The organism is Streptosporangium sp. NPDC020072 (assembly GCF_040631445.1).
In the GTDB taxonomy this organism is placed as follows: domain Bacteria; phylum Actinomycetota; class Actinomycetes; order Streptosporangiales; family Streptosporangiaceae; genus Streptosporangium.
On the sequence record NZ_JBEYAB010000003.1, the window covers coordinates 191,043 to 203,502 of the forward strand.

The 12,460-nt window shown below is 72.4% G+C and carries 10 protein-coding genes; 3 read left to right on the forward strand and 7 right to left on the reverse strand.

What is annotated here, in order from left to right:
- Positions 1-11: 11 nt before the first annotated feature.
- On the reverse strand, positions 12-962 hold the full coding sequence (locus ABZ470_RS07235) for a BadF/BadG/BcrA/BcrD ATPase family protein (protein ID WP_362910563.1): 951 nt from the start codon (positions 960-962) through the stop codon (positions 12-14).
- Positions 963-1,340: 378 nt separating this feature from the next.
- Between ABZ470_RS07235 and ABZ470_RS07240 the strand changes: the two genes are divergently transcribed.
- A complete protein-coding gene (locus tag ABZ470_RS07240) occupies positions 1,341-1,868 on the forward strand; it encodes a Pycsar system effector family protein (RefSeq protein ID WP_362775233.1) in 528 nt (175 codons plus the stop codon).
- Positions 1,869-1,970: 102 nt separating this feature from the next.
- Complete coding sequence (locus ABZ470_RS07245) at positions 1,971-2,582, forward strand: C40 family peptidase (RefSeq protein WP_362775231.1); 612 nt, start codon at positions 1,971-1,973, stop codon at positions 2,580-2,582.
- A 16-nt stretch (positions 2,583-2,598) separates the two neighbouring features.
- Here ABZ470_RS07245 and ABZ470_RS07250 read toward each other — a convergent pair whose 3' ends face one another.
- From ABZ470_RS07250 to glnA, 6 genes are all read right to left on the reverse strand, one after another.
- Positions 2,599-3,483 (reverse strand): TIGR03620 family F420-dependent LLM class oxidoreductase, encoded by an 885-nt coding sequence (locus ABZ470_RS07250; protein ID WP_362910565.1) that lies wholly within the window; start codon positions 3,481-3,483, stop codon positions 2,599-2,601.
- 77 nt (positions 3,484-3,560) lie between these two features.
- On the reverse strand, positions 3,561-4,649 hold the full coding sequence (locus ABZ470_RS07255) for a hypothetical protein (protein ID WP_352008800.1): 1,089 nt from the start codon (positions 4,647-4,649) through the stop codon (positions 3,561-3,563).
- 74 nt (positions 4,650-4,723) lie between these two features.
- Entirely contained in the window at positions 4,724-7,705 is a 2,982-nt protein-coding gene (locus tag ABZ470_RS07260) for a bifunctional [glutamine synthetase] adenylyltransferase/[glutamine synthetase]-adenylyl-L-tyrosine phosphorylase (RefSeq protein ID WP_362910993.1), read from the reverse strand.
- Between the two features lie 102 nt (positions 7,706-7,807).
- Complete coding sequence (locus tag ABZ470_RS07265) at positions 7,808-8,533, reverse strand: type 1 glutamine amidotransferase (RefSeq protein WP_362775222.1); 726 nt, start codon at positions 8,531-8,533, stop codon at positions 7,808-7,810.
- Between the two features lie 86 nt (positions 8,534-8,619).
- Complete coding sequence (locus ABZ470_RS07270) at positions 8,620-9,345, reverse strand: hotdog fold domain-containing protein (protein WP_352008798.1); 726 nt, start codon at positions 9,343-9,345, stop codon at positions 8,620-8,622.
- A 397-nt stretch (positions 9,346-9,742) separates the two neighbouring features.
- Positions 9,743-11,104, reverse strand: a complete 1,362-nt coding sequence (gene glnA / locus ABZ470_RS07275) for a type I glutamate--ammonia ligase (protein ID WP_352008797.1) — start codon at positions 11,102-11,104, stop codon at positions 9,743-9,745.
- Positions 11,105-11,584: 480 nt separating this feature from the next.
- Between glnA and ABZ470_RS07280 the strand changes: the two genes are divergently transcribed.
- Positions 11,585-12,451: a hypothetical protein gene (locus ABZ470_RS07280; protein ID WP_362910568.1), complete on the forward strand. Its 867-nt coding sequence runs from the start codon at positions 11,585-11,587 to the stop codon at positions 12,449-12,451.
- The last annotated feature ends 9 nt before the right edge of the window (positions 12,452-12,460 follow it).

Genomic DNA, 12,460 nt, shown 5'->3' on the forward strand with positions numbered 1-12,460 from the left:
GGAGGAACGTGTCATGCCCGCATGATCCGGGCGTGCAGGGCGTCGGGGTCGGGCACCAGGTCGCGGGCGGCCAGCCACGCGGCGGCGCACGCCGCGTCGCCCGCCGTCGTCACCGGGGCGTTCCAGCGCCGGGTCAGCCGGTCCCGTACGGCGTGGCCGAGCGGACCGTTTCCGGTCAGCACGCTGCCCGCCAGGACGATCGGGCCGGTGTCCCCCGGCGCGCGTACCTTGGCGACGGTGTCGACCAGGTGGACGGCCGCCCGCGTGATCAGGTTCGTGGCGGTGGTGTCCCCGGCTTCGGCCGCGGCGGTGACGAGTGGCGCCAGCTCGGCGAGTGCCAGGGGCGCGCGGGCATGGACCGCCCGTATCACCTCGTTCACCCGATCGGGGCCGGGTGGTGTCCCCACGGCTCCCAGCAGCCGTTCGACCACGGCCTCCGCCAGTGTTCCGTACGGGGGCGCGCCGTGGCGCAGGGTGTCGAGCACGCTGCCGACCGCCTGCCGGCCGAGCCAGAACCCGGAGCCGGTGTCGCCGAGCAGCCAGCCGTAGCCGTCGGAGACGGCCGTGACCGACCGGTCCGCGAGGTGCGCGGCGATCGCCCCCGTCCCTGAGATCAGCACCGTTCCCGAGGGGGCCGCGGTTCCGGCGCTGAAGGCGATCTCGACGTCTCCCACCACGCGGGGTGAGACACCGAGTCCCAGCGCGGCCCAGAGTTCGGTCAGGTCATCGGGAGAGGCGGAGGATCCGGCCACACCGGCGACCGCCGCGCGCACCGACGCCGGATCATGGGCGCCCAGCGCCTGACGCACCGCCGAGGCGAGGTTCGAGCGGGCTACGGCCGCTCCGTGCGCGGTGGGGTTGCCGCCCCCGGAGCGGCCGTAGCCGACGGGGTCTCCATGGAGGGTGCGAACCGCACAGCGGGACGACGTGCCGCCCGCGTCGATGCCGAGAACCAGGTCCATGGCTCGACATCCTGGGGCTTGACGCGACCTTGGGGCGGTACCGACTCTCACCGACGTCCGCCCGAGGTGAAAGTCCGTCGGATCCAGGCGGAACCGAACCGCTCGCCCGAGGCGTTTCGCCGCTCCCGAAGGTCGTCGCGTCGAGAGAAACCGATCCCTTGCCGGGCGGCGGCCTGACCGTCCGAGCCTGATGCGCACGGCTCTCCACCGGCCAGGGCATCCGCCTCGCCCGGTTCGTCTGTTCCCGCGACGCCTCGCGGATTCCGCTGCCACATGCCACCGGGTGTCGCGTAGAGTGCGATCTTGTCGTGCGCGCTTCGCCGTATTCGCGGCGGTTGCCGGGGTTCGCTCAATCAGGGGGACACGGTGTTCCGGTGGATGACCAGGACGGCCACGCCGGTGCCGTCCGATCCCGAGACCCGTGCGCGCGCGCACGGCAGCCGGATGCTCGCCGAGGCCCGTGAGGAGCTCAACCGGGCCGACGCCAAGGCACAGGTGCTGCTGGGTGTCGCGGGGGTGGGCATCGGCGCGGTCGCCGGTGGCCTGCTCGCGGGGAACTGGTCACCGCTGAGGCTGCACACGGCCCTGCAGTGGCTGTGGTGGGCGGGGGCAGGGTGCGCGTTGGCCGCCCTGTTCTGCCTGGCGAAAGCGGTGTACCCGCGCATCACCAGACGACCCCTCGGCATCACCTACTTCGGGGACGTCCGGCGCTACCGTTCCGCCGAGGAGATCGCCAAGGCGTTGCGCGACCGTACCGACGGCGACCTGATCGAACTGGCCGAGCAGATCAGGGCGGTCAGCGTGATCGTCCTGAGAAAGTATCTGCTCATCCGCTGGGGCTTCTGGCTGCTGCTGGCCTCCGTCGGGGCGACGGTCGGCTCCGCGGTGCTCCAGCTCGCCTTCTGACAGGTTCGTGCGACTGCCAAAGGAGCGCGGCCCGACATACGCGTCGCGCCAACGGCTTCAACGGGTGGATCACTCGGACAGAAGTGGCGGTACCGTAACGGAATGCCCCGGAAGCAGCCTGACGACCGCGATGGGCGGGAACGCCGGAGGGCCTCTCCACGATGGCCGATGCTCGCGATCGTGCTCGTGGGGACCCTGCTGGTCTGCGGGGGGTCGGTGCCGGTTCTGCCCGCCCTGTTGAAGCGGGTGACCACCATCGCCTACGCGATCAAGGCCGGGCAGGAACAGCCCGGCTGGCGGGGTGGGCGGATCCCGTACTCCTGGGGCGGCGGTCACGACGAGGTTCCCGGGCCCTCCTTCGGCACCTGTACGGGCTACCGGGGATCGATCAGGCCGTGCCCGGCGACGACCACGCGGGGGCTCGACTGCTCGGGACTCGTCAGGTGGGTCTACTCGCTCGCCTACGGCGGGGACGTGCTCGGGCCCGGCAACACCGACGACCACATCCGGCGGCTGAGCAGGATTCCCGCTTCCGCGGCGCGCCCCGGCGACCTGGTGTTCTACGGCAGGCTCGGTGACCGGGTGAAGACCCACCACGTGGGCGTCTACGTCGGCGACGGCAAGATGATCAACGCGCTGCGAACCGGGACGAGGATCAGGATCGACCCGATCACCACCGTCAAGGATTTCGCCGGATATTTCCGCTATATGTAGAAATGCTCGCTCAAGCTCAAAGCTCCAGCAGGGCCGGGGCCAGCTCGCGCCACTGCCGGACGGGCAGGCCCTCCCCCGCCGACAGGACCTGGACGCAGACGTGGTCCGCGCCCGCGTCGAGATGCTCACGCACCCGTCCGGCGATGTCCCCGGCGTCCCCCCACGCCACCAGGGCCTCGACCAGCCGGTCACTGCCGCCCCCGGCCAGGTCGTCCTCCCCGAAGCCGAGCCGTTCGAGGTTCTCGACCTGGTGGCGCGCCTGGCCGTACCCGGCGACGAAGCCGCGGGCGATCTCGCGGGCGCGCTCGGGCCGGTCGAGGACGACCGTCTGCTCGACCGCGAGCAGCGCTCCCGGCCCCATGACCTGCCTGGCTCTGGCGGTGTGCTCGACCGGCACGAAGTAGGTGTGGGCACCTCGGGTGCGTTCGGCGGCGAGTTTGAGCATCCCGGGGCCGAGGGCGGCCAGGGCGCGGGGCGAGGGCTCGGCCGGCGCCGGGCTCTGCAGGGGCACCTGGTCCATCGCGTCCAGGTAGGCCCGCATGGTGGGCACGGGACGGCCGTGGTGCGGCAGGAGACCGGCGGGCTGGTCAACGGTGCGGTGCCCGCCGAGGCCCAGCAGGAAGCGGCCCGGGAAGGCCTCGGCGAGGGTGCGCTCCGCCGCGGCCATGGCGATCGGGTCCCGGAGGAAGACGTTGGCGATGCCGGTGGCGACGGCCAGCCGCCCGGTCGCCCCGAGCAGCAGCGCCGCCTGGGTGAGCGCCTCCCTGCCGAAGGCCTCACCGAACCAGATCGTGCCGTAGCCCAGCTCGTCCAGCTCGGCCGCGGCCTCCCGCACCTCGGTCGCGGGCCTGCCGTCGAAGGCGAAGGTCCACACGCCGATACGCCCGAGATCCACACTCATGGGTCGCGCTCCCCCGGAGGATTTTTACCGGAGGCACTCTCCGGTTCACCCAACCATACGGAGGCATCCTCCATTTATCAACTCGAACGGCTGCCGCGGATGCCGGTGAGCCTGCGCAGGATGTCCCACCAGAAGGAGGCTCCGAACAGCAGGGCGAACACCGTGATCAGATAACCGGGCCAGTGGCCGATCGTGGTCAGACGGCTCCACCAGGCGCCGGCGTCGAAGGTGAAGGAGGGACCGGAGTCGCCCGCGGGGATCGTCACGCTCATCACCGCGTGGTCGAAGATCTTGACCAGCGCCGGAGAGCTGAAGACCTCGGTCACACAGGAGTACGGCTCGACGGACCCCGCGACGGCGCACCTGTCCCTCAGGGAGTCCTTCAGCTCGGCCGTGCTCTCCCCGCCGCCCGCGATGGCCGCGACCGCGGCCCGGTAGGCGTTGTCCCGCAGCAGGGTCTTGCCGTACTCCAGCGAGTCCATGCTGAACAGCAGGGTCAGCGCCACGGCCAGGGTGAAGACCACCCACTTGACGTAACGACGGTAGAGCCGCGACAGCCGCTGCATCTCCCCGTCGAACCAGTCCTCCACGCCCTTGCGGAACCTGCCCATGTCGCGCTGGGCACCCTCCCAGACACCCCTCAGGTGTCCGGCGAGCGGGCTGCGTACGGCCTCCAGCTTGGCGATCAGCCCCTCGACGCCCTCCTTCTCCGCGGCGACCAGTTCGAGCAGCGCCCAGGCGAACCGCTCTGGCGGGATGTCGGCGATGCTGGTCCTGGCGCCCTCGGGACGGTCGATCTCCTGCAGGCGTTCGTAGAGCCGCTTGGTCATGTCGACCGCGGGCGCGGGCGCCTCCGTGGCGAGCACCACCTCGGGATCGACCGGCACGGGCTCCACCACCGGCGGCGCGGGCTCGGGATCGTGCACGGGCCTCGGATCGTGCCTGGAGAAGGGGAGCCGCGCGAAGACGTCGAGGACCTTCGACGGAATCCACGAGACGCCCTTGCCCCGCCCGCCGTCGAGCGTGTCACGAAGATAGGCCCACAGGAACTTGCTGCGGATGCCGAGCAGTCTCACGATGGCCTCGTTGACACCGCTCACCAGGAGCGACAGCAGCAGGAAGGCCAGCACCAGGCCGATGGCCAGGTCAACGTATACCGATATCACAGTAGATCACCCGCACCGTTGATACACGTCCGTCCCTGGAGGCGCAACAACATCACCGGAAACCGGTAAAACGCTCACTCGCCGTAGAACACGCGTTCCATGACCAGACGGGCGCGGCGGGTGACCCGGCGGTAGTCCTCGACGAGGTCCCCGCTGTCGTCGGGCGGATAGCCGAGGGTGCGGGAGATGAGGGCGCGTTCACGGACGTCGACCGGGATGGAGTCCGCGGCCCTGCCCCTGACCAGCATGATCGCGTCCCGGACGCGGGAGGCGAGCCGCCAGGCCCCGGCGAGCGCGGCCTCGTCCGCCTCGGAGAGCAGCCCTTCGGCGAGCGCGGCGCGCAGCGTCTCCAGGGTCCGGGTGGTCCGCAGCGACGGCAGCGGCCCCGCGTGGCGCAGCTGCAGCAGCTGCGCGACCCACTCGACGTCCGACAGGCCTCCCCTGCCCAGTTTGGTGTGCAGGGCGGGATCGGCTCCCCGGGGCAGCCGTTCCGCCTCCATCCTGGCCTTCAGTTTGCGGATCTGCAGCACCGCCGCGTCGGGGATGCCCCCGGCCGGATAGCGCACCGGGTCGGCCAGGGCGAGGAACTCCGCGCCGAGCGCGGCGTCCCCGGCGGAGAGGCGGGCGCGCAGCAGCGCCTGGGACTCCCAGGGGGACGACCAGCGCCCGTAGTAGGCGGCGTAGGAGGCCAGTGTGCGCACCAGCGGCCCCTGACGGCCCTCGGGACGCAGGTCGGGGTCGATGAGCAGCGGCGGGTCGGGGGCGGGCAGCGCCAACAGGCGGCGCAGCTCGTTGGCGACCGCGAAGGCCGCCTCCGTCGCCTCCCGCTCCGCCGCCCCCTCCAGGGGCGAGTGCACGAACATCACGTCGGCGTCGCTGCCGTAGGAACATTCGAGGCCGCCGAGACGGCCCATCGCGATCACCGCGAACCTGGTGGGGAGCGGGGTTCGCCGCTCCATCTCGACCTTGCCGATCGCGGCGTCGAGCGCGGCCTGGACGGTCACGTCGTTCAGCGCCGACAACGCCTGCCCCACCCGCTCCACGTCGAGGAGCCCCGACAGGTCGGCGGCGGCCGTACGGACGAGTTCCCTGCGCCGCAGCCCGCGGGCGGCGGCGACCGCGCTCTCCGCCTCACCCGGGTAGCGCCCGACGGTGGCCCGCGCCTCGGCCAGCAGCGCCTCCGGGGGCCGGGGGGCCAGGTCGGCGTCCGAGCCGAACATCGCGACCGCCTCCGGGGCGTGCAACAGCAGGCCCGTCACGTAGCGGCTGGTGCCCAGCAGCCTGGCCAGGCGTGAGGCGACGGCGGTCTCGTCGCGCAGCAGCCGCAGGTACCACGGGGTCGCGCCGAGCCTGTCGGAGACCTGGCGGAAGCCGAGCAGGCCCGCGTCCGGGTCGGGGGCGTCGGCGAACCAGCCGAGCATGACCGGCAGCAGGGTCCGCTGGATCGCGGCCCGCCGGGAGACCCCGCTGGTCAGCGCGCTGATGTGGCGCAGCGCCCCGGCCGGGTCCGCGTAGCCGAGCGCCTCAAGACGGGCCTGCGCCGCGGAGGTCGAGAGCCGGTCCTCCGACTCTGGCAGCCGGGCCACGGCCTGCAGCAACGGCCGGTAGAACAGCTTCTCGTGCAGGCGCCTGACCTCCATCGCGTGCCGCCGCCACCGGACGGTGAACTCCCCGACCGGATCGACGGTCATGCCCAGCCCGCGCCCGAGCCGCCGCAGGTCGCCCTCCCCCTCCGGCACCACGTGGGTACGGCGCAGCCGGTAGAGCTGGATCAGGTGCTCGACCCGGCGCAGGAAGGTGTAGGCCTCGGCCAGCGCCCTGGCGTCGTCCCTGCCGACGTAGCCTCCCCTGGACAGCGCGGCCAGCGCGGGGAGCGTGGCGCGGCGGCGCAGCAGCGGGTCGAGGCGGCCGTGGACGAGCTGCAGCAGCTGCACCGCGAACTCGATGTCGCGCAGCCCGCCGGGCCCGAGCTTGATCTGACGATCCGCCTCGTCACCGCGCACGTGGGCCTCGACCCTGCGGCGCATCGCCTGCACGTCCTCGACGAACCGGTCCCTGGTGGCCGCCTGCCAGACCATCTCGTTCGTCATCGAGACGTACTGCTCGCCCAGTTCGAGGTCTCCCGCGACGGGGCGGGCCTTCAGCAGCGCCTGGAACTCCCACGTCTTGGCCCAACGGCGGTAGTAGGCGCGGTGGCTGGCGAGGGTGCGCACCAGCGGCCCGGACCTGCCCTCCGGACGCAGCGCGGCGTCCACCTCCCACAGCGCCCCCTCGGGGGTGCCCGCCGAGCAGACGTGCATCATGCCCTGGGCCAGGCGGGTGGCCAGCCGGATGGCCTCGGTCTCCTCCGCGCCCTGGCGGGGTTCGGCCACGAAGACGACGTCCACGTCGCTGATGTAGTTGAGCTCCCGCGCCCCGCACTTGCCCATGCCGATGACGGCGAGCCGTACGGTTCCCGGGTCGGCGTGTTCGGCCCGGGCCACGGCCAGCGCCGCCTCAAGCGCGGCTCCCGCGAGGTCGGACAGCTCGGCGGCGACCTCCGCGAGCGAGGCCTGGCCCAGGACGTCACGGGCGGCCAGGCACAGCAGGCGGGCCCGGTAGGCGACCCGCAGCGCGACCAGGGTCTCGGTGCCGGTGACCGCCGCCCTGGGTTCGGGGTCCGCCGGGTCGGCGCCGACCGCCCGCAGCAGGCCGGCGCGGAGTTCGGAGGCGGCGGGACGCCTCAGGTCCCGCGCGCCGTCCAGCAGGTGCCGGTGTTCCGGGTGCCTGACCACGTGGTCGCCGAGCGCGGCGCTGACCCCGAAGACGCCCAGCAGGCGCGCCCGCAGGACGGGATCGGCGGTGAGCGCCTCGACGGCCTCCTCGTCCCGTTCGGCCAGCCGGTTGAGCGAGGTCAGCGCCAGGTCGGGGTCGGCGGTCGCCACGAGGGAGTCGAGCAGCGGGTCGAGCAGGCCCGCCTCGCGCGCCGCCCGCGTGCCCAGTTCGCCGAACAGCCGGTCCGCCCTGGCCGCGTCGGCGAAACCGAGCCTGGCCATCCGTCCCGCGGTCGTCTCCATCCGGGGCACGGCGCTCACCCTCCCTCGTCCACGGTCACCGGGCACGGGTGTGGCCTTCCCCGATCACCGCCCCGTCATCCCCGCCCGGTACGGCCGCGCCGATCAGCCGGCGGCGTCCGTGCCTTCCCCGGCGGACTCCACGACGGCCGCGAAACGCCGGGCGAAGGTCCGCCAGGTCCGGGTCAGGTCCTCCTCGGCCGCCTTGACCCCCGCGTTGAGCTCCTCGACCGAGTGGCCGAGCCCGGTCAGGTGGTCGGCGGAGTGGCCGGTCCAGTCGGTGAAGACCTCGACGTCCGCCTCCGGGTGGAACTGCACCCCCCAGGCCCTCTCGCCCAGGCGGTAGGCCTGGTTGGGGTAGGGGTCGCCGACGGCGAGCGGCACGGCTCCCTCGGGCAGCCGGGTCACCGCGTCACCGTGGTACTGCACGGCGGGCACCGGGCCGAACCCGGTGAACAGGGGATCGTCGGCGGCGGCGGGGAGAGGGACGACCTCGGTGACGCCAACCTCAAGGCCGTGCTCACCGCGTTCGACGGAGCCGCCGCAGGCGAGCGCCATCAGCTGGGCGCCCAGGCAGACTCCCAGGGTCGGCACGCCGTTCTCGACGGAGGACCTGATCAGGGCGCGGGTCTCGGGCAGCCAGGGGAAGCGCTCGTCCTCCCAGGCCGCCGCCGTCCCGCCGAGCACGATCAGGCCGTCCCGCGCCCGCCGCGGGATCGGCTCTCCAAGGTGGGGGCGGACGACCTCGCACTCGGCGCCGCTGTCGGCCAGCCATCCGGCGAAGGCGCCCAGGCCCGCTCCGGCTTCGTTCTCGACGACGGTGATTCTCATGCCGCAATTATCGGCGAAAGCCGTACCAGACCCCATATCGGTCTTCAATGGGATACGGGGGGTGCGGCCCCCGGTCCCGTACGACCTCAGGCGGAGGTGATCCAGACGGCCTTGGCGGCGGCGACCAGGGTGCCGTCGACCTCGTAGACGGCGCTCTCGCCGAAGAGCTTGCGGCCTTCGCGGCCCGTGGCGCGGGCGACGACGGAGTAGGTGCCGCCGGGGTAGACGCGCCGCTCGACCTTGGCGGTCAGCCTGCCGAGCAGGGCCGACTCACCGGGTCCGAAGTGGGCCCAGCCGGTAGCGCAGTCGAGGGCGGCCCAGACGAGCGCGTCGGGGACGACGCCGTCCTCGTCGGTGACGGTCATCGGCACCCGCCAGCCCGCGGCGACCAGCTCGCCGCCGGACACGGCGCCGGGGAAGATCCGCAGGCCGTCCCCCGGGTCGCGCAGGCCGCAGACGAAGCAGCCGGGGAAGGGGTGGCCGGTGATCCCGGCGAAACCGCTCTCAGCGCGGGCGGCCTCGTTGAAGGGCACGAAGTCGGGGGCGTTGAGCCGCTCGGCGACCGGGATGGCCTCGACGAGCAGGGTCTCCCCGTCGGTGAGGGTCGCGCTGTTGGCCAGGTGCCGCAGGGAGAGCTCGGTCTCCAGCGGTGTGGGGGCATGCAGTGTGACCTCGACGGCCGAGTCATGCCGGGCGCCGTGCGACGCCTGGGAGACCGTACCCGCGATCCATCCGCCGTTCGCTGAGCCCTCGGGCCCACGGAAACGCGCCGGGACGGTCACCACGGTCTGCAGCTCGGCAGCCGTTGTCATACGGCACCTCCTAATCGCCCTTTACGGCGATTTGTCCTCGAAAAATCCCTATAAATGGACCGACTGATTTTACCGGAGCCGCCACGGGACCGGCGAACCAGGTGACGGTGACGAGCGGATCAACGGCGCCTTGCCACCCGCCGTCCTGAGGGGAACCGCGGGGGGCGCGTCCTTGCCGACGAGTCTTCCGGGGACGGCCCGCCGGTCGTCGCCGCGAAACCTCGCCCGGCCCGCGCCCCGCGGACCGGCCGGTCGCGGGCACGCCGAAGCAGCCCGCATGATCGGGGGTCACAGGGTACGGGCGCCGGAACCGCCCGCGCGCTTGAACCCTACCGCGCTCGGGACGCCCCCGCGTGAGGCAGGTGGGGTACGGCCCCCTGCCGCACCCCGGAGACCGTCACAGCACCGGAAGGTAGCGGCCGAGTTCGAACTCGGTGACCTGGCGGCGGTACTCGCTCCACTCGGCGCGCTTGTTGCGCAGGAAGTAGTCGAAGACGTGCTCGCCCAGGGTCTCGGCGACCAGTTCGCTGCGCTCCATCACGGCGATGGCCTCGTCGAGCGACTGCGGCAGCGGCTGGATGCCCAGCGCCCGGCGCTCGGCCGAGGTCAGCGCCCAGACGTCGTCCTCGGCGCCGGGAGGCATCTCGTATCCCTGCTCGATGCCCTTCAGGCCCGCCGCGAGGATCACCGCGAAGGCGAGGTAGGGGTTGCAGGCCGAGTCGAGCGAGCGGAACTCGATGCGGGTCGAGCCGCTCTTGTGGGGCTTGTACATCGGCACCCTGACCAGGGCGGAGCGGTTGTTGTGCCCCCAGGAGATGTAGCTCGGCGCCTCGCCGCCCGCCCCGGCGATGGCCTCGGCGCCGCCCCACAGCCGCTTGTAGGAGTTGACCCACTGGTTGCAGACGGCGGTGATCTCGGCGGCGTGCGCGAGCAGCCCGCCGATGAAGGACCGGCCGACCTTGGAGAGCTGGTAGTCGGCCCCCGGCTCGTAGAAGGCGTTGCGGTCTCCCTCGAACAGCGACATGTGGGTGTGCATGCCGGAGCCGGGGTGCTCGGTGAACGGCTTGGGCATGAAGCTCGCCCAGATGCCCTGCTCCAGCGCGACCTCCTTCATGACCAGCCGGAAGGTCATGATGTTGTCGGCCGTGGTGAGCGCGTCGGCGTAGCGCAGGTCGATCTCCTGCTGACCGGGGGCGCCCTCGTGGTGGCTGTACTCGACCGAGATGCCCATCGACTCCAGCATCATGATCGCGCTGCGCCGGAAGTCGTGTCCCGAGCTGTGCGGGGTGTGGTCGAAGTAGCCGCCGTCGTCGATCGGCTCGGGCCGCCTGCCCGCCTCCGGCCTGTCCTTCAGCAGGAAGAACTCGACCTCGGGGTGGGTGTAGAAGCTGAAGCCCATGTCGGAGGCCTTGGCCAGGGTCCGCTTGAGCACCCAGCGCGGGTCGGCGTGCGACGGTGAGCCGTCCGGCATGAGGATGTCGCAGAACATCCTGGCCACACCGGGTGTCTCGCTGCGCCAGGGCAGGATCTGGAAGGTCGAGGGGTCGGGCTTGGCGAGCATGTCCGACTCGTAGACGCGGGCGAAGCCCTCGATCGCCGAGCCGTCGAAGCCGATGCCCTCCGCGAAGGCCCCCTCAAGCTCGGCGGGGGCGATGGCGACCGACTTCAGGAACCCGAGCACGTCGGTGAACCACAACCGGATGAACCGGATGTCGCGCTCCTCAAGGGTACGGAGAACGAACTCCTGCTGGCGGTCCAAAGCCTCTCTCCTCCACTGCCGAGGCCGACACGGTGCACGTCTGCGGGCACACGCCTGGCCTTCTACCAGTCTGCCCGCTCAGTGTTTCGGACACGTTACGGAGAAGGCGGCGAGACGCCGTTTCGCCCCTTTCCCGCCCTTCCTGTGTCACCCGTTGTGTCCCTTCGTGTCCCCGCCCCCGCCGTACGGCCCCGCAGAGGCGGCGAAAGGTCGCCGCGAGAGCGGGACACGCCCGGCGCGAGAGGTGCTGGAACCTGTGGTGACCAGGCGAAACAATGCGGGCCACCGGCCCGCGCGCACCGGCGGGCCGGGATCGGGGACACCGTACGGCCGATCATCCGAACGGTCGTCCCGATGGCCCGCGGCGGCCGCGCCACGGCGAGGTGGGACACCCCGGGCCGTGACGGGCTCCCGGCTCCGCCCTCCGGCGGCCCTGCCCTCGCACACCACGTCCCGCCGACGTCCTTCTGGGGGAGAACGATGCGTACCCGGCTCAACGCGCCACGGGGGGCGGTCCCGCCCGGAGTCCCGCTCAGAGAACGGCTGGCGGCGCTGTCCGCGCCCTGCCCCATGCACCCGTCCGCGCACCGGATCGAGGCGGCGGTCATCGACTGGGCGCGCAGGACCGGCCTGGACGCCGACCCCGCGGAGGAGGTCCACCGGCTGGCCGGGCGGGCGTTCGCCCGGCACGACACCGGCACGGCCACGCTGTTCGCCCGCTGGCTGACCCTGCTGACCCGGCTGCGCCGCCAACCCGCGGCTCTTCCCGGGGTGCTCGCGGTCGCCGGGGGCGGCGAGCCGGGGCACGCTCCGGTCGAACGGGCCTTCGCCGACCTGTGGGGGTCCTGCGCTCCCGGGATGAGCCGGAGGTGGCGCGAGCGGTTCGTCTCGGGGCTCGCCGTACCGGCCGGGGCGGGGTTCGGGCGGCAGCTGCTGGACCTGGCCGAACCGTGTCTCGGGGTCGAGGTGCCCGCCACGCTCCAGGAGAGCCGCCGATGGCGCGCGGCGACCGAGGCGGGCGGTGACGTGGTGACCTGGTGTGACGCCCTGCTGACTGGTCGCCTGCCGGTCGTGGCCGCCCCGTCCTGCCCGCCCGTTCCTCCGGTTCCCGCCGCGCGGGCGGAGGCCTTCCCGCAGGGCGCCCAGGCCCGGGCGGTCGACCGCGTGGTCGAGCGCATGGAGGAGTTGTGGGCCGCCGCCCGCGTCCTGCCCCCGCTCGTCGGACGCCACGGCCTCGGCCTGGACGCCTCCCGTGAGGTGATCCAGGTGGCCTGTGCCTTCTTGACGATTCCAAGGGCTTACCTGGAGGGACTTCTGGAATCCCGTCGCTATCGTCACCTAGAGTAACCGCCTGTG